Source organism: Pedobacter cryotolerans (genome assembly GCF_005116475.1).
Taxonomy (GTDB): Bacteria; Bacteroidota; Bacteroidia; order Sphingobacteriales; family Sphingobacteriaceae; genus Pedobacter; species Pedobacter cryotolerans.
In genome coordinates this window covers 490304-509903 of the sequence record NZ_SWBO01000003.1, presented here as the reverse complement: position 1 = coordinate 509903, position 19600 = coordinate 490304, and the positions used below count along the sequence as shown (strand labels likewise).

At 34.9% G+C, this 19600-nt stretch carries 22 protein-coding genes and 2 tRNA genes; 8 read left to right on the top strand and 16 right to left on the bottom strand.

Annotated features, from left to right (window positions below; genetic code table 11):
• The 3 genes from FA045_RS07815 to FA045_RS18830 all read right to left on the bottom strand — a co-directional run.
• A partial coding sequence (locus FA045_RS07815) for an ISAon1 family transposase N-terminal region protein (RefSeq protein WP_449415938.1) occupies positions 1–232 on the bottom strand: 232 nt, incomplete at its 3' end.
• A 153-nt stretch (positions 233–385) separates the two neighbouring features.
• Positions 386–529: transfer RNA gene (locus FA045_RS18835), tRNA-Asp, on the bottom strand.
• A 75-nt stretch (positions 530–604) separates the two neighbouring features.
• A tRNA-Asp gene (locus FA045_RS18830) sits at positions 605–714 on the bottom strand.
• 190 nt (positions 715–904) lie between these two features.
• Here FA045_RS18830 and FA045_RS07810 point away from each other — a divergent pair.
• Complete coding sequence (locus FA045_RS07810) at positions 905–1378, top strand: Lrp/AsnC ligand binding domain-containing protein (protein ID WP_136876193.1); 474 nt, start codon at positions 905–907, stop codon at positions 1376–1378.
• Between the two features lie 85 nt (positions 1379–1463).
• Here FA045_RS07810 and FA045_RS07805 read toward each other — a convergent pair whose 3' ends face one another.
• Positions 1464–2135, bottom strand: coding sequence for a hypothetical protein (locus FA045_RS07805; protein ID WP_136876191.1), 672 nt, complete (start codon positions 2133–2135; stop codon positions 1464–1466).
• Between the two features lie 150 nt (positions 2136–2285).
• Here FA045_RS07805 and polA point away from each other — a divergent pair, with 150 nt between their 5' ends.
• The 3 genes from polA (at position 2286) to FA045_RS07790 (ending at position 6226) form a co-directional block, all read left to right on the top strand.
• Positions 2286–5093 carry a DNA polymerase I gene (polA, locus tag FA045_RS07800; RefSeq protein ID WP_136876189.1) on the top strand — a complete coding sequence of 936 codons (2808 nt, stop codon included), beginning with the start codon at positions 2286–2288 and terminating at the stop codon, positions 5091–5093.
• A gap of 1 nt (position 5094) precedes the next feature.
• Positions 5095–5691 (top strand): toxin-antitoxin system YwqK family antitoxin, encoded by a 597-nt coding sequence (locus tag FA045_RS07795; RefSeq protein ID WP_136876187.1) that lies wholly within the window; start codon positions 5095–5097, stop codon positions 5689–5691.
• A gap of 154 nt (positions 5692–5845) precedes the next feature.
• Positions 5846–6226 (top strand): hypothetical protein, encoded by a 381-nt coding sequence (locus tag FA045_RS07790; protein WP_136876185.1) that lies wholly within the window; start codon positions 5846–5848, stop codon positions 6224–6226.
• A 43-nt stretch (positions 6227–6269) separates the two neighbouring features.
• On the opposite strand, the gene FA045_RS07785 is transcribed toward FA045_RS07790, so the two are convergent.
• Positions 6270–6947, bottom strand: coding sequence for a metal-dependent hydrolase (locus FA045_RS07785; protein ID WP_136876183.1), 678 nt, complete (start codon positions 6945–6947; stop codon positions 6270–6272).
• Between the two features lie 109 nt (positions 6948–7056).
• A complete protein-coding gene (locus tag FA045_RS07780; protein WP_136876181.1) occupies positions 7057–7362 on the bottom strand; it encodes a YbaB/EbfC family nucleoid-associated protein in 306 nt (101 codons plus the stop codon).
• Between the two features lie 436 nt (positions 7363–7798).
• Between FA045_RS07780 and FA045_RS07775 the strand changes: the two genes are divergently transcribed.
• Positions 7799–10111, top strand: a complete 2313-nt coding sequence (locus FA045_RS07775; protein ID WP_136876179.1) for a Tex family protein — start codon at positions 7799–7801, stop codon at positions 10109–10111.
• An 8-nt stretch (positions 10112–10119) separates the two neighbouring features.
• On the opposite strand, the gene FA045_RS07770 is transcribed toward FA045_RS07775, so the two are convergent.
• The 3 genes from FA045_RS07770 to FA045_RS07760 are packed head-to-tail and all read right to left on the bottom strand — an operon-like array spanning position 10120 to position 12224.
• Complete coding sequence (locus tag FA045_RS07770) at positions 10120–10956, bottom strand: hypothetical protein (RefSeq protein WP_136876177.1); 837 nt, start codon at positions 10954–10956, stop codon at positions 10120–10122.
• Positions 10957–10964: 8 nt separating this feature from the next.
• Positions 10965–11348: a hypothetical protein gene (locus FA045_RS07765; protein ID WP_136876175.1), complete on the bottom strand. Its 384-nt coding sequence runs from the start codon at positions 11346–11348 to the stop codon at positions 10965–10967.
• Positions 11349–11354: 6 nt separating this feature from the next.
• Entirely contained in the window at positions 11355–12224 is an 870-nt protein-coding gene (locus tag FA045_RS07760; RefSeq protein ID WP_136876173.1) for a hypothetical protein, read from the bottom strand.
• Positions 12225–12426: 202 nt separating this feature from the next.
• Between FA045_RS07760 and FA045_RS07755 the strand changes: the two genes are divergently transcribed.
• Positions 12427–13359: a hydrogen peroxide-inducible genes activator gene (locus tag FA045_RS07755; protein ID WP_136876171.1), complete on the top strand. Its 933-nt coding sequence runs from the start codon at positions 12427–12429 to the stop codon at positions 13357–13359.
• On the opposite strand, the gene FA045_RS07750 is transcribed toward FA045_RS07755, so the two are convergent.
• From FA045_RS07750 to FA045_RS07725, 6 genes are all read right to left on the bottom strand, one after another.
• Entirely contained in the window at positions 13346–13723 is a 378-nt protein-coding gene (locus tag FA045_RS07750) for a DUF2784 domain-containing protein (RefSeq protein ID WP_136876170.1), read from the bottom strand. The two genes, FA045_RS07755 and FA045_RS07750, sit on opposite strands and share 14 nt — an antisense overlap.
• 4 nt (positions 13724–13727) lie before the next feature.
• A complete protein-coding gene (locus FA045_RS07745) occupies positions 13728–14165 on the bottom strand; it encodes a hypothetical protein (RefSeq protein WP_136876168.1) in 438 nt (145 codons plus the stop codon).
• A gap of 137 nt (positions 14166–14302) precedes the next feature.
• Positions 14303–14911, bottom strand: coding sequence for a superoxide dismutase (locus FA045_RS07740; RefSeq protein WP_136876166.1), 609 nt, complete (start codon positions 14909–14911; stop codon positions 14303–14305).
• Between the two features lie 83 nt (positions 14912–14994).
• Complete coding sequence (locus FA045_RS07735; RefSeq protein ID WP_136876164.1) at positions 14995–15468, bottom strand: nucleoside deaminase; 474 nt, start codon at positions 15466–15468, stop codon at positions 14995–14997.
• A 104-nt stretch (positions 15469–15572) separates the two neighbouring features.
• Positions 15573–15908 carry a tRNA-binding protein gene (locus FA045_RS07730; RefSeq protein WP_136876162.1) on the bottom strand — a complete coding sequence of 112 codons (336 nt, stop codon included), beginning with the start codon at positions 15906–15908 and terminating at the stop codon, positions 15573–15575.
• 39 nt (positions 15909–15947) lie between these two features.
• Entirely contained in the window at positions 15948–17069 is a 1122-nt protein-coding gene (locus FA045_RS07725) for an ATP-binding protein (protein ID WP_136876160.1), read from the bottom strand.
• Between the two features lie 129 nt (positions 17070–17198).
• On the opposite strand from FA045_RS07725, the gene FA045_RS07720 reads away from it, so the two are divergent.
• Together FA045_RS07720 and FA045_RS07715 are read left to right on the top strand one after the other, a co-directional pair.
• Complete coding sequence (locus tag FA045_RS07720; protein WP_136876245.1) at positions 17199–18386, top strand: class I SAM-dependent rRNA methyltransferase; 1188 nt, start codon at positions 17199–17201, stop codon at positions 18384–18386.
• Positions 18387–18404: 18 nt separating this feature from the next.
• Complete coding sequence (locus tag FA045_RS07715) at positions 18405–19292, top strand: bestrophin family protein (protein WP_136876158.1); 888 nt, start codon at positions 18405–18407, stop codon at positions 19290–19292.
• 32 nt (positions 19293–19324) lie between these two features.
• Here the strand turns inward: FA045_RS07715 and FA045_RS07710 are convergent, their stop codons facing one another.
• On the bottom strand, positions 19325–19576 hold the full coding sequence (locus FA045_RS07710) for a DUF6814 family protein (protein ID WP_136876156.1): 252 nt from the start codon (positions 19574–19576) through the stop codon (positions 19325–19327).
• Positions 19577–19600: the final 24 nt, after the last annotated feature.

Below are 19600 nucleotides of genomic sequence, written 5' to 3'. Positions count from 1 at the left end.
TACGGCGCTTTAGCCTCAAAAAACAGGGCTTTCCACGCAATGGAAAATCACGAACTGAAACCTCCTCAAAAAAACCTTTAGAAAGTAGCTTCTCACCAACAAATTCTTGGGGATGGATATTCTTTTCAATGAGATAAATATAAGTGGAGCCATTAACCGTTTCTACTTTATCAAAATCAAAGTAGTCGCTAAGCCCTTGGGGAAGTATTAAGGAAAGTAGTGCTGAATTCAAAAGTCAAGTGTTTCAGGCAAAATTAATTAAATTTTATTCCTCCCCAACTTTTACGCTTGGTCCGTAATCTTTTCAATCTGTGTAATCTTTTCTAAAAAAAAAGAGTAACCCCATCCAAGGCCACTCCCTTAACTAACTTATTATTTATAAAACTGGCTGTTGGGGAAGGAGTCGAACCTTCAAGGGGTAGTTAGCTGCAATTCAAAATTAATTTGTGGTCAACCCATAAATTGCGTTTGTCCCATGATCCCCACCACCGAGACAAGGAGGTGTGTCTGCCAATTTCACCACCCAACATTTTTTAATTTTCAGCTGGCAGTTTTCGGTTTTCAGTTGTGTAACTGCTAACTTTAAACTGTTAACTACAAATTGCTGTAGGGGAAGGAGTCGAACCTTCATAGAGTGGTTGTACCGTTGCCGGATTTCCCATATTCTCTACCACCGAGACAAGGAGGTGTGTCTGCCAATTTCACCACCCTACATTTTTTTTATCCAATTGTCAATTTTCAGTTTTCAGTTGTTTGTAAACTGTTAACCGGTAACTGCCTACTGGCAATTGCTTGATACAAACATAAGACAAATATCAAATATGTTGCAAATATTTTAATCATTTTATTTTATTTTTATGAAAATTGTAATTAAATTTGATAATCATTAATAATTTCAAAATATATGCTTAAAAAAGAAACTCAAAATTTAGAAATTGATAACCTCGATATTCAAATTTTAACTCAATTGATGCAAGATGCCACTAAACCATATACAGAAATTGCTAAAGAACTCATCATTTCTGGCGGAACAGTACATGTGAGAATGAAAAAATTGGCCGATATGGGCATTATTAGAGGTTCACATTTAATTATCGACCCCAAAAAAGCAGGTTTTGATATTACTGCCTTTTTGGGGATTTACTTAGAAAAAGGTTCGCAGTATAAAGATGCTGTTGAGCAATTGGGTAATATTAAGGAAGTGGTAGAATTGCATTACACCACGGGTTCTTACAGTATGTTTGCCAAAATAACTTGTAGAGATACTGATCATTTACGCCATGTGTTAAACGAAGAAATACAAGCTGTAAAAGGTATCCAACGTACCGAAACACTGATTTCTTTAGAAGAAAGTATTAAAAGACAGATAGAATTATAAATTTAAAAGTTTGCTTAGGGGTATAAGTAAGCTGAATTGAAGAAAGATAATGCTTAATTTAAGTGACAACTACTGCTCAGGCTACTTATTTTTTGCCCGAAGCATTGTAAGCCTTAACATAAGCGGCTAAATTTTTCGGATCAAAACTTTCTGTCGCCTTAATGCTTTCGGCTAGATCTTCATCATTAATTAGTTTTTGTAGCAAAATAGTTTTTACAGCATTCGTATTATCTAAATTAACTTCTTGTATTGGTCCAGTACCTGGTTTTTCAATAAAATAGGTTATTTTTTGTTTTGTTCCATTGTTGATGGACTGATCGTTCCTTCTGCCTCCGCCACCGCCAATAGAAACACCTCCGCCCAGTCCACCGCCAAAACCACCTGTTCCCATGCCTACGCCGAAAGTGGGTCTAATTTTTGGTCTGGGTTGTGGCGCTTCTTCCACTAGGCCTTTATCGCCGTAAGTATATAAGTTCACAACTCCAGTTTCTAATACTTTAAAAAACCTAAATTCCATTTTCTTCTTTACCAAAATAGGTTTACTTGCGTAAGTTTCGCCATTCCATACAAAAGAGTGAATATCTTTAGCTTGATATTCTTTTATGGTTAAATCATCTTCGGTAATCGCAACAGAAACAAAATTAGTTCCTTTTATTACACCACGCACAAAATTGCCTTCGCTAATTAAAATGGCATCTTGGGCAAAAAGCTTAGGAGCAAGAAGAAAAAATATTATAAAGATTTTTAATGCTTTCATTTTAACAAATAACGGAAAATATTTGTGCATGTTGCATATTTAGCGGTAACGAAAGCAACAAATATTTAAAGCGTTACTATTTGAAATAAATAATAACTTTACCAATTCACCGCTTTACATCTGTGTAATCATTAAAATCGGTGTAATCACATGAGTAATAAAAAACTTTTTCTTTTAGATGGCATGGCGCTAATATACCGAGCGCATTTTGCATTGAGTAAAAACCCACGTTTTACATCGGCAGGTGTAAATACATCAGCAGTAATGGGTTTTGCCAATACGTTAATGGAAGTATTAAAAAAAGAAAAACCTACACATATTGCGGTTGTTTTTGATACTGAAGCACCAACCGAAAGGCATACAGATTTTGTGGCCTATAAAGCGCACCGTGAAGCAATGCCCGAAGATTTATCTAAAGCTTTACCTTACGTTTTTAAGCTAATTGAAGGCTTTAAAATTCCTGTAATTACCAAAGATGGTTTTGAGGCCGATGATATTATCGGCACTATGGCTAAAGAAGCAGAGCGAAAAGGGTTTCAAGTGTTTTGTATGACACCCGATAAAGATTTTGCCCAGCTTGTATCTGAAAATATTTTCATTTACAAACCAGCCAGGATGGGTAATGAAATGGAAATTTTAGGCGTACCAGAAGTTTTAGCCAAATGGGAAATTGAAAATGTTTTACAAGTTATAGATATTTTGGGCCTTTGGGGCGATGCAGTAGATAACATCCCAGGCATACCAGGTATTGGAGAAAAAACGGCCAAATTGTTGATTAAACAGTATGGCAGCATGGAGAATATCATCGCCAATAGCCACCAATTAAAAGGAAAACAAAAAGAAAATGTAGAGAATTTTGCAGAGCAAGGATTAATCTCTAAAAAATTGGCCACCATTATTTTAAACGTTCCGGTTGAGTTTGATGAAGAGAAACTTATTTTAGAAGAACCAAGCAGAGAATTATTAGAACCTTTATTTGCAGAGCTTGAATTCCGTACCATCGGGAAACGTGTTTTTGGAGAAGATTTTAGTGTAAATGATGCTAAAAGCGGAACAAATCAACAAGATTTATTTGGCAACAATGTTGAAGTAAAACGTAAAGATTTTTCAGAGCAACCTTCTTTATTTGACACACCAATTGATGCAAAAAACATCAGCAATACGCCACACGAATACTTTTTAATAGATACACCAGAGAAAAGGAAAGAACTGATTGACTTATTGTTAACGCAACCAAGCATTTCTTTTGATACCGAAACCACAGGAACTGACGCAAACTTAGCTGATTTAGTGGGTTTATCTTTTGCTATAAAGCCAGGAGAAGGTTATTACATTCCGTTACCAGAAGATAGAGCAGTAACACAAAGCATTGTTGATGAGTTTAGAGTTGTTTTAGAGAACGAAAACATCGCCAAAATTGGCCAAAACATTAAGTACGATATGTTGGTGTTTAAATGGTACGATGTGCAGGTTAAAGGCAAACTTTTTGATACCATGTTAGCGCACTATTTAATCGACCCTGATACACGCCATAATATGGATGTTTTGTCTGAAAACTACTTAGGTTACACCCCAATTTCTATTACTACTTTAATTGGCGCTAAAGGTAAAAACCAAGGTACAATGAGGGATGTGCCAGTAGAAAACGTAGTTGATTATGCCGCTGAAGATGCAGATGTTACTTTGCAATTGGCTAATGTTTTTGAGCCTTTGCTGATAGAAAAAAATGCCATCAAATTAGCCGAGGAAGTAGAAAATCCGCTGATTTATGTGCTAGCAGATATAGAAAAAGAAGGTGTTAGAATTGATATTGATACGTTAAATGCTTATTCTATTGAGCTACAAGTAGAAATTACCAAAGCAGAGCAAAGTGTTTATGAAAAAGCAGGGCTGAAGTTTAATCTGGCATCGCCGAAACAATTAGGGGAGGTTTTGTTTGATCATTTAAAGTTAGACCCAAAGGCTAAAAAAACAAAAACTGGCCAGTACCAAACGGGAGAAGATGTGTTAAATTTACTAGCTTCAAAAAGCGATATCGTTAAAGATATTTTAGATTTTCGCCAGTTACAAAAATTAAAATCAACCTATGTTGATGCCTTGCCTTTAATGGTTAACCCTAAAACAGGCAGGGTTCATACGAGCTATAATCAGGCAGTTGCCGCAACGGGCAGATTAAGCTCTAACAATCCCAATTTACAAAATATCCCAATTCGTACCGAAAGAGGAAGGGAAGTGCGCAAGGCTTTTATTGCCAGAGATGAAGACCATGTGTTGCTATCTGCCGATTATTCGCAAATAGAATTGCGCATTATTGCCGAAATTAGCAAGGAAGAAAATATGCTTGATGCGTTTAGTAAAGGCATCGATATCCACACAGCAACAGCAGCAAAAGTTTACGGAATTAGCATCGAGGAAGTAGATTCTAATCAACGTAGAAATGCAAAAGCGGTTAATTTTGGTATTATTTACGGTCAATCGGCATTTGGTTTAGCTCAAAATTTAAACATTCCACGTAAAGAGGCGGCAGAGATTATTGAACAATATTTTACCCAATATCCTGGTATCAAAAGGTACATGAGCGATACCATGAATTTTGCTCGCGAAAATGGATATGTAGAAACCATAATGGGCAGAAGAAGGTACTTAAGAGATATCAATTCGGCGAATATGACGGTTAGAGGTTACGCAGAGCGAAATGCGATTAATGCACCTATACAAGGCTCAGCAGCAGATTTAATTAAAATAGCAATGATCAACATTCATAAAGATATGAAAGATCAAAAACTTGAATCTAAAATGACGATGCAAGTACACGATGAGTTGGTTTTTGATGTGCTTAAAACAGAAATTGAGCAAATGAAAGCTATTATTACTAATAGAATGAAAACTGCCATTAAAACCGAGGTACCAATAGAAATAGAAATTGGCGAAGGAGTTAATTGGTTAGCCGCACATTAACATGAAAAACTTAGTTTTTTTCTTCATCATTATTTTAATTTCATCATTTGCTAAAGCTCAATTTGTGCAAGACACCACTTTAGTTTACGCAACGCCAGCTTTTTTGAAAGACCCAATGCGCTCTAAATGGATCACTAAGTTTATCAAAAATGGAAAATCGTGGGAGCTTCAGTTATTCGATAAAAAACAGGTTTTAAGAGAGAAAATTACTTTTGAAGATAAGGCTTTAGAAGTAAGAAAAGGTCCTTATGCATTTTACGAGAATGGATTTGTTAAAGAAGAAGGTGATTATGATAAAGGCCATAAAAATGGACTTTGGAAAAAGTACGATGATAAAGCGAAAATAAGCGAAAAACTAAGCTACCATTACGGCAAACTCACGGGCGATTACCAAAAATTTTGGCTTAATGGCAACTTAAAATTGACTGGTAAATATAGCAATGATAAAAAATTAGGTCTTTGGGAGTATTATTACAGCGATGCAAAGTTAGCGCTGAGAGAAAATTTTGATGAAGAGGGTAAATCAATTGGGCACATTTATTTTGATAGAGAAGGGAATGAAATTAAAGACAAAAGTATTGTTCCAATAATTGAATAATTGTCATAAACATCAATTAATTAATCATTTAGTTACATTATTTTCGTTAAGGTTTAACTTCAACAAATAAATTTTTTTTGACATTAAGTTTAACTAACTTCATGTTGTTCTTCAAATAGAAAGAAAGAATTTAAACAGATCAAAAAATAAAATCATGAAAAAACTATTAAATCTAATTGCCATTGTAGTATTAGGAGCAGGCACTGCATTTGCTCAAGCAACTGTAACAGTTCCTGCACCAAAACAAGCAGTAAAAGCCGTAAATACAACAAAAGCAAGCTCAACAGTTGCAAAAAAAGAAGTTAAAACTGTTCAAACAAAAGTAGTGGCTACAAAAAATGCAGCTACAAACGCTGGTAAAGTGGTAACTACAAAAACATCAGCCAATGCAGTAAAACTAAAAGCAGATGGTACGCCAGATATGCGTTATGCTGAAAACAAAACTAAAAAAGTAATCGTAGCTGGTCCGAAGAAAAAAGATGGCACTGCCGATATGCGATACAAAGTAAACAAAGCAGGAGTTAAGAAAAACTAAAATTAAAACAAAAAAACCTCGAGAATAACTCTCGAGGTTTTTTTTATAACGTTATCGTTTCGCCTATAGCTGGTAAAAATAACTCCTTACCTGCTGCTTTAAATTTACTAAAAGCATTATCGCTTTCAATTGCAATTACCGGGAAAGTATTGTAGTGCACACCAATTACCTTGTTGCAATTAAAAAAATCACTCGCTACAATTGCATCATCAACATCCATGGTGTAATTACCGCCAATTGGCAAAATAGCATAATCTAATTTGTGCAAATCAGCTAATAGTTTCATTTCAATAGTTAAGCCAGTATCGCCAGCAAAATAAATTTGCTTGCCGCCTGTTTCTATCACAAAACCAGCTGGGTTACCGCCGTAACTGCCATCAGGTAAACCTGCAGAGTGTGTTGCCCAAACCATGCGAACTACACCAAAATCAAAAGTGTATTTGCCGTAGTTCATTTCATGAAATTTTTCCAAACCTTGTTTAGAAAGCCATGCACAAACCTCTGGCATAGCGATAACTCTAGCATTAGTTTGTTTAGCCAAAGTAACTAAATCGCCAATGTGGTCGCCATGGCCATGACTAACAAAAATATAGTCGGCTTCAATTTTAGTAATGTCAATATCAGCTGCTAAAGGATTTTGTGTTATAAAAGGATCGAATAAAAACTTGTTATCTTCGGTTTCTAACAAGAAACTAGACTGACCGTAATAAGTATATTTCATTTTTATGAGATTTAAATATTGAGATTGCGATAGGATATTAGGGAATATGAGATTTAAGCTATCTTATTAAGACATCTGCAAGCCTTCCAACCCTCTACCTTCCCGCCTTTTATTTGCCAAACATGCCGCCTAAACCGCCAAGCATACTTTGTGTAGCCGCTTGCATTTCTGTAGCACTTACTTGGTCTGCTTGTGCTAAAGCTTTATTTACTGCAGTTAATAACAATTCTTCTAATTCTTCTCTGTCAGCGCCAGCAAAAAAATCTTCCTTAATTTCTATAGCAGTAATTGCTTTATTGGCAGTAGCGGTAACTTTAATTGCGCCACCTTCAACCTCACCAAATACAGAAACAGTATCTAAACGTTTTTTAATTTCTTCTGCCTGTTGTTGGGCAGCCATTAATTTATCGAACATGATTTTTATTTTTTTATAATAAGTCGAAAATAATAGAAAATGTTTTAATGCATGCTATTTTTAAGGTCAGCAAATTATCAAAATAATTAAATTCATGTCAGTCTGAGCGTAGTCGAAGACTTTTCCAAGTATCATTATTAGAAAAGCAAAGCCTGTATTTCATAGCATTTGAAAGTCCCGCCTGCCTGCCGGCAGGCAGGCTTTTACTCCAATCTTTTTTGTGAGTAATTCGGTAAATCATCGAATGAATAAATGGAATAACAAAAAAGTATTTCCGTGCAATCGGGTTTATACAACAGAAAGTTGTGCAACTATCATCCTTTTCACTGCAATCGTTAAAACTATGTGCGCTATGTTTCTATGTGGTTAAATAATCTGTGTAATCATTTTAATCTATGTAATCATCTCCCTAAATTAGCCCTCTCTAAAACCAAACATGAATACACACTTCCAAAGCATAGCAAGCGAGTTAAATATCTCCATTAAACAAGTTAGTGCAACATTAGCATTATTAGATGAAGGTGCAACCGTGCCATTTATTTCTCGTTACCGTAAAGAAGCAACAGGCAGTTTAGATGAAGTACAAGTTGCCACCATTAGAGACTTAGCACAACAATTGCGAGAGTTAGATAAACGCCGAGAAGCCATCTTAAAATCGTTAACAGAATTAGAGAAATTAACGCCAGCATTAGCAAAGCAAGTTAACGAGGCAAAAACGCTTACAGCTTTAGAAGATATTTATCTTCCCTACAAACCAAAACGTAAAACTCGTGCATCGGTAGCAAAAGATAAAGGCTTAGAGCCCTTGGCTTTACGCATTTTTGCACAAAGTAAAATAGATCCAGAACAAGAGGCTGCGGCTTACATTAACGATAAAAAAGGAGTTGCTAACCAAGATGAAGCTTTGGCTGGGGCTAGAGATATTATTGCAGAGATGGTGAGCGAAAATGCTGAAGTCAGAACCAAAATGCGCCATCATTTTATGCAAAAGGCAACTTATAAAACTGTTCTGGTAAAAGGCAAAGAAGAAGCAGGAATTAAATACAAAGACTATTTTGAGTGGGAAGAAAGTGCAAAATCAGCACCATCGCATCGAGTTTTAGCTATGTTGAGGGGCGAGCAAGAAGGTTTTTTGAAACTCAATGTGCTTCCGCCAGATGAAGCTGCGGTTGAGTTATTAGAAAACCAATTCATTACCGCAAGAAATGCTGCAGCAGATCAAGTTCAATTTGCCATAGCCGATGGCTACAAAAGATTACTTCGCCCTGCGATGGAAACTGAGTTAAGGGCTGCTATTAAACAAAAAGCGGATGAGGAAGCGATCAAGGTTTTTGCTGCAAATGCTCGTCAGTTGTTATTGGCCGCACCATTGGGTCAAAAAAATGTTTTGGCAATAGATCCAGGTTTTAGAACAGGTTGTAAAGTTGTTTGTTTAGATCAACAAGGACAATTATTGGTAAACACCACAATATATCCACATACCGGACAAGGAAACTTAAAAGATGCAGAATGGCAACTGAAACAGCTTTGTGAGAAATACAACATTGAAGCTATCGCCATTGGTAACGGAACAGCAGGTAGAGAAACGGAAACTTTTGTTCGTGGCTTAAAAATCCCTGAGGTTTTGGTAGTAATGGTAAATGAAAGTGGCGCATCAATCTATTCAGCTTCGCCTTTGGCTAGAGAAGAATTTCCAACACAAGATATTACAGTTCGTGGAGCGGTTTCTATTGGTCGCCGATTGATGGATCCTTTGGCAGAATTGGTAAAAATTGATCCTAAATCTATTGGAGTTGGGCAATATCAACACGATGTTGATCAAAATAAATTGCAAAAAAGTTTAGATGATACAGTAATCAGTTGCGTAAATGCTGTAGGTGTAGAACTTAACACGGCATCGAAACAAGTTTTAGCCTACGTTTCTGGCTTAGGCGATACTTTGGCACAAAATATTGTCAATTATCGCAATTTAAATGGAGCGTTTAAAAATAGAGAAAGCTTAAAAAAAGTATCCCGATTGGGAGATAAGGCCTTTGAGCAAGCTGCTGGCTTTTTACGTATCCGCGATGCGAAACAAGTTTTAGATAGAAGTGGAGTACACCCTGAACGTTATGCCTTGGTAAACCAAATGGCGAAAGATTTAGCTTGTACAGTTGATGATTTAATGAAAGATGTTAGCCTGCAAAAGCAAATTAATTTACAACTTTATGTAAGTGCCGAAGTAGGTTTGCCAACTTTAACAGATATTGTAAAAGAGTTGGCAAAGCCAGGTCGCGATCCACGTGAACAATTTGAAGCCTTCAGTTTTGCAGATGGCGTAAATTCGATGGATGATTTACGTAAAGGGATGAAATTATCTGGCATTGTAACCAACATTACCAATTTCGGCGCTTTTGTAGATATTGGCGTTCATCAAGATGGTTTAGTACATACTAGTCAGTTAGCCAATCGTTTTATAGCAAACCCAAATGACGTAGTAAAGGTTAGTCAGGTTGTACAAGTTACCGTTGTTGATATTGATGTGGCGAGAAAAAGGATTTCGTTATCGATGAAAACTGAAGAAAGTGCGAAAGTTGGGAAGACCGAAAGTCAGAAAGTTGAAGCAGCAAAGCCAGGCCAACAAAAACATATTGGAGCAAAAAATTTTAAACCTAAGCAAAGTAACGCCCCTTTAGGGGATGGGGGTAGAAAGGAAGCTGATGGTGATTTGCAAGAGAAACTAGCCAAGTTGAAAGGGATGTTTAAGTAAACTTAGGCTCAATTAGTTATTTTTTTAGTTTTCTCTACAATGCTTGTGGTACGAGAAACCGCATACATTGTTTTGCCCGCAGATAGCTGAAAACCTACCGCAATTACATAAACATACTTTTCTATAATTAAACCTGTTGTGTTATCAATTACATAAGTTCCGTTTGAATTTGTATTTAGCATACTTGTAGTATTAGTTTTAAAAAAGTTCATAATGGTAACCTTTTCATCAACATAATCAATTAAAAATCTTGTGTTAGTTTTCTCGTCGCCAACAGTCAAACTATCAGACCATGAATATCCTTTTTTTAGGTTTTTATAGTACGTAAAGTCTGCAAAGAAATTGAGGAGAGATGATTTTTTAAATATTTCTGGTTGTATTCCTGCAAAAGATATCAATGTATCGCTTGCCATTTCTAATTTGTACTCTTGATAATTTTGTATTACACCATTTTTATTAATTGTTACCTCAATAGGCTTATTAACCACAAAATATAACCCCTTCAAAATGTTAGAAGAGGTATCAGTTATTTTTTCTGAATTGAATGAAGTACGAACTTTATTTGCATCAATTGATGCATTCATTTTGTCTATTTTTATTGCCAATTTGTAACCTTGATTATCGGCTTCTTTAATAGTATGGCTTTTAATGATGTTATTTGTTGAGCTAACATTTAAGATCTGTTTACCTCTTTTAATCATAGAATTAGAAGTTGTGATAACTTCTGATTGAAAAACATCACCTTTTTTGTATTCAAAAACCCTATTATATGTTTGTGCAGTAACAATTGTAGGTAATGTTAACAATTGAATAACACATGCAAGGATTAGTTTTTTATAAAGCATAGGTTTGTTTAATTAACGGGCATTTTAATAGTTGGCGAAACAGGAATGGGCGGTAATGGAGGAAGTAATTTTTGGCTAGGAAATTTTGTTTTAAGCTCGCCTGCCGAGGCATTAGCAATTGCAGATTTTGGCACTGCTGGTACAAGAGGTGTGTTAGGAACTGGTGGTACTAAATTTAATGCAGTAGCTGATGGACTAAAGGAGTAACTTACAGCAGGTAACGCAGGTATATTTGGTACCGCAATTTGGTTTATGCTTAAGCTTGGGTTCATCTGCGGACTGATAACTGGAACTGGTACTTTCCAGTCGGAATTGCCATTTAAGCCCCTTTGAGCAAATGTAAATTGTACCATGCCTAGCAGTACAAATAATACAAATAATATTTTTTTCATGTTTTATTAATTAAAAACTGGTTTACTTTTCTTTAAAAATACTGGAATACCTACTAGTGCCAAAAATGTAACTCTATCTCCAGAGTACCTTGTTAAATTATGTACTCCAAAACCCATTGTTACAGCAGATTGTTTTACTGGACGAACACCCATAGAAAAACCTAAGTTTAAACCAGACCATTCTGCATTTAAATTTAAGCGACTAATTACTTCGTAAGATACGCTTGCAAAAACACCAGTCCCATATCTTCCCTTTCCGTTTCGAACATCATCTGGGCTCTTGTGTAAAAATCTACCCGTACCAAAACCTATGGTATAGCCCAAAGCAGAAAAACCATCTACCTCAGATCTAACAGATTGTACGGCATGGCTATATGCAACATAAAAAGTTGGGTCTGGAGCATCTGAAACAGATTTACTCGCAAATAGTTGCAAGCCACCAACAGAAATACTGCCGCCATGAGGCAACTGCCTGCTTAGCAATAGGTTTGCCGAAAAATCTCTTAATTCGCTAACCCTCGTAATGTTAACACTGGCAGATACATTTACAAATTTTACCGGATTGCCAACACTAACGCCTGCTGTGCTAATTAAATCCGCTTTTTCTGGATCTGCATATAAAGCTGGGAAGATACCGCCAACTACCAAATATGCATAGGCATTATTCCCTCCGCCCCAGCCAGATGGGGTAGATACACTCTGTAAGTTATTACTAGGCAGAATAATATTAAAATATTGTGGAAACAGTAGTTTTTCATTGACAAAAGCATCCATTTTTTGATCAATAGTTTCATCAAAGTTGGTTTGAGCGTTTATACAACCAATACTTACTGATAAAACTAAAATTGTATTTAACAAAAATCTAAGCGCTTTCATTCTTTAACCTCAACGTAAGTTAATTATTTTTTAAAGTTAAACATTTTTTTTAGTCAAAATCCAAGGAAACATTTATTTCAATTTTTTAAAAATGTGTTTAAACATCTAAATTGGCTCTTTTGTAGCTTTTGCATATCAAAAATTAATATAGTTTCAATCGTTAAAATCGATAACTTTGTAAATCATTATCAACTTAAACTATATGACTTTAGTTCAGTTAGAATATATTGTTGCTGTAGACACCTACAGAAGTTTTGTAAGTGCGGCAGAAAAGTGCTTTGTTACACAGCCTACGCTAAGTATGCAAGTGCAAAAATTAGAAGAATTTTTAAACGTTAAAATTTTTGATAGGAGTAAACAACCGATTATTCCGACAGAAATTGGAATGCAGGTGATTGCCCAGGCAAGGATTGTATTGCAAGAGAATAAAAAAATCAAAGAAATTATTAGCAGTCAGCAGCAAGATGTTATTGGCGAATTACGAATTGGTATTATACCAACTATAGCACCTTATTTATTACCAAAGGTGATTTCGGCTATGCTTGAAAAATATCCAGAACTAAAACTGCTAATTTGGGAGTATACTACAGAAGACATTGTTCATCATTTAAAAACAGGAGTGATTGATTGTGGCATTTTAGCTACTCCTCTAGTCGATCAGCATATTAGTGAAACACCAGTTTATTATGAAAACTTTGTTAGCTATATCAGTAAAAACAGTAAACTCTACAAGAAAAAAACTATTGATGCAAATGATTTAGAGGATGAAAATATTTGGTTATTGAATGAAGGACATTGTATGCGAACGCAGGTGCTTAATATTTGCAGATCTACAAAGAACAATCGCTTACAATCATTAACTTATAACACAGGCAGCGTAGAAACATTAATTAGAATGGTTGATGTAAATGATGGGGCAACATTACTGCCTGAACTAGCCTTAACAGATTTATCAGCTAAACAGCTAAGTAAAGTTCGTTACTTTAAATCGCCAGAACCTGTAAGAGAAATTAGTTTAGTTACGCATAAAAACTTTATTAAAAAAAGAATGCTAAATGCTTTGAGGGAAGAAATATTAGCCATCATACCCAAAAACATGAAACAGCGTAAAAAGAAGGATGTTATTGGGGTTTAAGCTTTGTTTTGTAAAAGTTAACTTTAATAGATGCAATGATTGCCATCAAGAAAAATAATAGAGTTAAAGCATCAATTAAATCCGCATTAATATTTAGGCCTATAAATCTATCTGTACAGTATTTAATAAAGGATGCTGGTAAATCTTGTTCGCCTAATTGGGCTTTAATGTTCCATTGCCAATCTGTAATTGGGCAATAGCCTATCCCATACCAAATACCCAGTACAACCCAACAAAATAGGGTAAGCATGGCGAAATAAAAATGGAGTTTTTTGGTTGGTTTGAAAACCCACCCTAAAAGATTAAAACCGATAATGAACAGGTGAAAAATGGTAAGCAAAAAATCTAATGCTACCAAACTCATTTAATTAATTGTTAGTGGCTCCTCTTAAACCTTCAATACCTACTATCTTCTCTTCTTCTTCTCCCTTTTTTTTCTTTTTCTTCTTTTTTGGATCAACACCGCTCAATCGCTCTTCAGTAAGTTTGTTAAATTCATCAATTTGATCTGGCTTTAGTACATTTTTGATGTTTTTATTCATCTCGTTCATGAGCCTAAAAATCCTTGTCTCATCTTCATTTCTGTAAGTTCCTGCCTGCTGTTTTTTATACAAATCCAATTGCTCTTTAGCCATATCAAAAGCATAATTGTAAATTACACTTTTTTGCGTTGGCGTAAGTTTCAAGCGCTTTTCCATTTCATCAACATTTTTTTTCGCAATCTCTTCTGAAGTTGGAATTTTTTGAGCATTACTCACAAAACCTAAACCCATTACCATCAAAACCATCAAAATCAATCTCTTCATTCTATCTCCTTTTAATAAAAAAAAACGTCCACAAGTTAATTTTTGTGTGTTAACAATTCAAATTTATGAAATATATCACAAAAAATAAGGCTTATAGATAAATACCTATAAGCCTTAAAATATTTTGCTTTAAAAAACTATAATGCTTTTTTATAGCGTTCTGCTACTGCATCCCAGTTTACAACGTTCCAAATTGCTGCTAAATAATCAGGGCGTTTATTTTGATACTTTAAATAGTAAGCATGTTCCCAAACATCAATACCAAAAATTGGTGTGCCTTTTACTTCAGCAACATCCATTAATGGGTTATCTTGATTTGGAGTAGATGATACTACTAATTTTTTATCCTCACCAACAGATAACCAAGCCCAACCAGAACCAAAACGAGTTGCTCCAGCATCTTGTAATTTAGTTTTTAATTCAGCAAATGAACCAAATGTTTCATTAATGGCTTTCGCTAAATCTCCTGTTGGCTCGCCACCTTTATTTGGTCCTAAAACCGTCCAAAATAAAGAGTGATTAAAATGACCACCGCCATTGTTACGAACAGCAGCTGGATATTTTGAAATATTTTTTACAATATCTTCGATGCTAGAATTTGCTTCTGGCTTGCCTTCTAGCGCTTTATTTAAGTTGGTAACATAAGCTTGATGGTGTTTTCCATGGTGAATTTCCATCGTAGTTTTATCGATATGTGGTTCTAATGCGTCTGTTGCGTATGCTAACGCAGGTAATTCAAAAGCCATAATTATTTATTTAAGTTTTTATAAAATGTTAATGTACAAATATAACAGAGAAAGGTTAAGTTTTATTCAATTCTTTGTCAACTTTATTTGCGTTTATTTAGAAAGAAAGTAGTCATTAACGCACCGCATTCGGCACTTAAAACTCCTCCTTTTAACAACGTTTTAGGATGCAAAAGGTTTTGATTGATCTTTGTAAATCCCCTTTTCTCCTCACTAGCGCCATAAACTATTCGGCTAATTTGCGTCCAATAACTGGCACCGGCACACATTATACAAGGTTCTATAGTTACATACAGCGTACAATCTTTTAAATATTTACCACCAATAGTTTGTGCGGCTGCGGTAAAAGCCTGCATTTCTGCATGCGCAGTTACATCATTTAATTGCTCGGTTAAATTGTATCCTCGGCCAATAATCTTGCCTTGGCAAACCACAATTGCACCTATCGGGATTTCTTGAGCATCATACGCTTTTTTAGCCTCATTTAAAGCCAAACGCATAAAATGTTCATCTTCTTGTGTAGTATCTTTTTGCTCTTCGAAGTTATAGAAAGACATTTTTGATTTTAGATAAAGTTCGTGTCATCCTGAGCGTAGTCGAAGGAGTGGAGATTATTTTTTAAGTCTCCGACTACGCTCAGACAGACATTAAAAACAAAAAATTATATCAACTTAGTCCCATTTGGCACTTTTTTATCAATTGTTGATAGCACAATATCGCCATTTTCATCAGCAAAACCTGTAACCAAAAACTCGCTCATAAACTTGCCAATTTGTTTTTTAGCGAAGTTAATTACACCAACAATTTGCTTGCCGATTAGTTCTTCTTTTGTATAATGTTTGGTGATTTGAGCGCTGCTCATTTTAATTCCGAATTCACCAAAATCAACTTTTACTTTGTAGGCGGGCTTTTTAGCTTCTGGAAAATCAAAAACTTCGAATATTGTACCAGCTCTTAATTCTATTTTCTCGAAATCATGCCATGTAATCTCTTCCATTCCGTAAAAATAGGAATTATGTTACGATTAACAAGTAATCTACCAAAGACCAACAAATTCTCTAAAATTCTCTCTAGTAATAATTTTTACTTCAGCTTGGTAGCTATTAACAAAACTTGATGGAATTTTAAATTTAGCTTTAGGATTCCATTTAAATTCGAAACCATAGATTTTTCCGTTCATTTCTTCTACATAATCAATTTCTTGTTGTTGTTTAGTGCGCCAGAAATAATTGTTTGCATATATTCGGTGATACTCGTTTCTTTTGATCCTTTCTGTAATCAAAAAATTCTCCCACAAAGCACCCACATCATTACGTAATTCCAACGGATTAAAGTTCTGTATCAAAGCATTTCTTATTCCATTATCATAAAAATATATTTTCTGATTAGTCTTTATTTCATTACGTAAATTTCGGCTAAATGATGTGATTGGATAAATAACATAAGACAATGTTAGGAGGTAAATATAGCTAGCAACAGTATTTTTATCTACACCAATTAATTGTGCAATTTCGTTGTAGCTTACTTCATTTCCTACTTGGAAAGCCAATGCTCTTAGTATTTTCTCCAACACATCGGGTTTTTTAATATTACCGTATGCCAAAATATCTCTAAATAAATAGCTTTCACTGATTTCGTTTAAAATATCTCTTTCTTGGCCTGGGTTATTAATTACATCTGGATAAAAACCATAAATTAAACGTTGTTCCAAATCTCTACTAGCACTTATATAATCAGAAGATTTTTCTAACTCCTCGTATGATATAGGATATAAATGATATTCCCATTTGCGCCCAGTTAAAGACTCGCTCGTTTTATTTCTAAGCTCAAATGCCGATGAACCACTCATTATTAACTGAACTTCCTTAAACCTATCATGAATTATCTTTGCGGTTAATCCAATATTATCAATACGCTGCGCTTCATCAATAAATAGTATTTTTGAGTTTCCAATAATAGCCTCAATTTCCTTGACGTTAGGATCTGTTAATTTGCTACGAACTAGAGGATCATCGCCATCTAAAAAAAGAAAATGTTTGGCATCTAACACTTTTTGTAATAGCGTTGTCTTACCTACTTGTCTTGGGCCAATTAATATAATAGTCTTGCCCTTAAATAGCTTTTCTTTTAATTTGTTTTCTAAAACCCTTGTAATCATAATCACCAAAAGTAATATTTTTTAGTGATTATAATCACCAAAAGTAATATTTTTGTTTCTAATTTATGTATGTTAACCTTTTACCTTCAACCTTACAACCATCAGCCTTTCTTTTATTACCTTTGCAACATGGTTGAAATCAAGTTAAAAAAAGGAAAAGAAAAAGCGGTTTTGCAACGTCATCCTTGGGTGTTTTCTGGCGCATTAGAAAAAATTAAAGGATCTCCTGAAAATGGTGAAGTTGTTAAAGTTTACAGCGCAAGCAACGATTTTTTAGCTTACGGATATTACAACGACCAATCTCGTGTTGCAGTTCGCTTATTAAGTTGGGATGAAAACCAAACGATTAACGAAACTTGGTACGAAGAAAAAATTAATCAAGCCATAAGCTCCAGAGCTCATTTGGCTAAAGATAATGAAACCAATACTTACCGATTAATTTTTAGCGAGGCTGATTTTTTACCTGGTTTAATTGTAGATAAATATGATGATTTTTTATCGGTACAAATTTTAAGTAGCGGAATAGAAAAAGCGAAAGAAACCATCATCAATCTTTTGGTAAAAGCTTTAAATCCAAAGGGGATTTTTGATAGGAGCGATGCAACCGCCCGTACGCACGAAGGAATTACCGCAGAAAACGGTTTGCTTTGGGGCGAAAATCCGCCAGCATTTATAGCTGTTAAAGAAAATGGAATTACCTACCACATTAATATTGCAGAAGGACAAAAATCTGGTTTTTATTGCGACCAACGTGATAACCGTAAATTTTTAGCTGAATATACCGAAGGTAAAAATGTATTAGATTGTTTTAGCTACAGTGGAGGATTTAGCTTAAATGCCTTTAAAAATGGCGCTTCATCTGTTACTAGCGTAGATAGTTCGGCATTGGCTATAGAAACTTTAAAACAAAACATCAACCTAAATAACTTTGACGAAAGCAAGCACATCGCTATACAAAGTGATGTAAATAAACAGCTCCGTCAGTTTAGTGAAGAAGACAAAAAATTTGATGTAATTGTGCTCGATCCACCCAAATATGCACCTTCGCGTTCGGCATTAGATAGAGCAGCCCGTGCTTATAAGGATTTAAACCGACGTGGTTTAATGTTACTGGAAAAGGGTGGTTTATTGGCTACTTTTTCTTGTTCTGGAGCGGTAGATATTGATACTTTTAAACAAATTATTGCTTGGGCTGCCTTAGATGCAGGAAAAGAAGTTCAAATTATCAAACAATTTTCACAACCAGAAGACCACCCTGTTCGTATATCATTTCCCGAAGGCGAGTACCTTAAAGGTTTATTAGTTAGAGTTATATAAATAGATAAAAAATCATCCATGTTAATTGTTCAAAATATTAGATTAAGTAGAGTTTTATTAGATACCTGGAAAGTAGATGTGATCATGATTATTTCATGTACAGTTGCTTATTTCATCAGAGAATATTTAATCGCCTATCATTTCGAAATTTCTGCCATAATCCCAACAGTTTTGGGTACGGCAATTGCTTTTTTCATTGGTTTTAACAACAACCAAGCTTACGATAGGTGGTGGGAAGCTCGAAAAATTTGGGGAGCAATTGTAAACGATTCAAGAAGTTTAGCCAGAAATTTAATCAACTATGTTGATGATGAAGAAGCAGCTAAACGTATGGTTGCCAGACATATTTCTTTTGTATATGCTTTAAAAGCAGCACTTAGAGATACAGTGGATGAAATTTACACCAAATATTTAACCGAACACGATAAAAACGAAGTAGAAAGCCATAACAATGTACACAATGCCATTTTAAATATTCAGGCAATGGAATTACAAAAACTGTATAAAGAAAATAAAATTGATGGCTTTAAGTTTATGGAAATTAATGAAATGTTGGTCAAATTAACTGATAGCATGGGTGCTTGCGAAAGAATTAAAAACACCATTTTTCCTACTACTTACAGCTATTTAACCAAAGTTTTCATTTGGCTATTTGTAGTAACTTTTACCTTGGTAATTAGTCAGGATATGGGTGTTTTTAGCATTTTTATGGGTTGGTTAATAGGTTTTGTTTTCGTGTCTACTCAAATTAACGGAATGCGTTTGGTTAATCCGTTTTACATTAACGCTAGCGGATTACCATTAAACAGCATCTCAAGAACCATAGAAATTAATTTGTTGCAGATGATGAATGAAACTGATATTCCAGAACCTGTTAAACCAATTAATGATGAGTATATTCTGTAATATATTGTCAGTCTGAGCGTAGTCGAAGACCTTTAAATCTCTTCAGAACTTTCGGGTAGTTTATCATATTCTCCTGCCAAGGCATATTTACCAAAAATTACCAAACCTATTGCAATTGGGATAAAAATCAATAAGATAATTCCCCATTGCAATGCTGTATTTGTGGTATCAATGCCGGGTTTGGCAATGCTAATTTTATCCCAAGCTTGCCATGCCATAAAAACCATGGCCAACGGACCTAACGCGATCCAAACTATTCCTAAGTATTTTTTTAATTCGTTCATATCTTTTTAAATTGAGGGTTAATC

Coding starts and splice junctions, on each gene's coding strand:
- FA045_RS07740 (WP_136876166.1), bottom strand. CDS start 14,911: ATGGCTTTTGAATTACCTGCGTTAGCATACGCAACAGACGCATTAGAA.
- FA045_RS07755 (WP_136876171.1), top strand. CDS start 12,427: ATGACTTTAGTTCAGTTAGAATATATTGTTGCTGTAGACACCTACAGA.
- FA045_RS07730 (WP_136876162.1), bottom strand. CDS start 15,908: ATGGAAGAGATTACATGGCATGATTTCGAGAAAATAGAATTAAGAGCT.
- FA045_RS07780 (WP_136876181.1), bottom strand. CDS start 7,362: ATGTTCGATAAATTAATGGCTGCCCAACAACAGGCAGAAGAAATTAAA.
- FA045_RS07750 (WP_136876170.1), bottom strand. CDS start 13,723: ATGAGTTTGGTAGCATTAGATTTTTTGCTTACCATTTTTCACCTGTTC.
- FA045_RS07735 (WP_136876164.1), bottom strand. CDS start 15,468: ATGTCTTTCTATAACTTCGAAGAGCAAAAAGATACTACACAAGAAGAT.
- FA045_RS07765 (WP_136876175.1), bottom strand. CDS start 11,348: ATGAAAAAAATATTATTTGTATTATTTGTACTGCTAGGCATGGTACAA.
- FA045_RS07715 (WP_136876158.1), top strand. CDS start 18,405: ATGTTAATTGTTCAAAATATTAGATTAAGTAGAGTTTTATTAGATACC.
- FA045_RS07775 (WP_136876179.1), top strand. CDS start 7,799: ATGAATACACACTTCCAAAGCATAGCAAGCGAGTTAAATATCTCCATT.
- FA045_RS07725 (WP_136876160.1), bottom strand. CDS start 17,069: ATGATTACAAGGGTTTTAGAAAACAAATTAAAAGAAAAGCTATTTAAG.
- FA045_RS07770 (WP_136876177.1), bottom strand. CDS start 10,956: ATGCTTTATAAAAAACTAATCCTTGCATGTGTTATTCAATTGTTAACA.
- FA045_RS07710 (WP_136876156.1), bottom strand. CDS start 19,576: ATGAACGAATTAAAAAAATACTTAGGAATAGTTTGGATCGCGTTAGGT.
- FA045_RS07745 (WP_136876168.1), bottom strand. CDS start 14,165: ATGAAGAGATTGATTTTGATGGTTTTGATGGTAATGGGTTTAGGTTTT.
- FA045_RS07720 (WP_136876245.1), top strand. CDS start 17,199: ATGGTTGAAATCAAGTTAAAAAAAGGAAAAGAAAAAGCGGTTTTGCAA.
- FA045_RS07805 (WP_136876191.1), bottom strand. CDS start 2,135: ATGAAAGCATTAAAAATCTTTATAATATTTTTTCTTCTTGCTCCTAAG.
- polA (WP_136876189.1), top strand. CDS start 2,286: ATGAGTAATAAAAAACTTTTTCTTTTAGATGGCATGGCGCTAATATAC.
- FA045_RS07810 (WP_136876193.1), top strand. CDS start 905: ATGCTTAAAAAAGAAACTCAAAATTTAGAAATTGATAACCTCGATATT.
- FA045_RS07795 (WP_136876187.1), top strand. CDS start 5,095: ATGAAAAACTTAGTTTTTTTCTTCATCATTATTTTAATTTCATCATTT.
- FA045_RS07790 (WP_136876185.1), top strand. CDS start 5,846: ATGAAAAAACTATTAAATCTAATTGCCATTGTAGTATTAGGAGCAGGC.
- FA045_RS07785 (WP_136876183.1), bottom strand. CDS start 6,947: ATGAAATATACTTATTACGGTCAGTCTAGTTTCTTGTTAGAAACCGAA.
- FA045_RS07760 (WP_136876173.1), bottom strand. CDS start 12,224: ATGAAAGCGCTTAGATTTTTGTTAAATACAATTTTAGTTTTATCAGTA.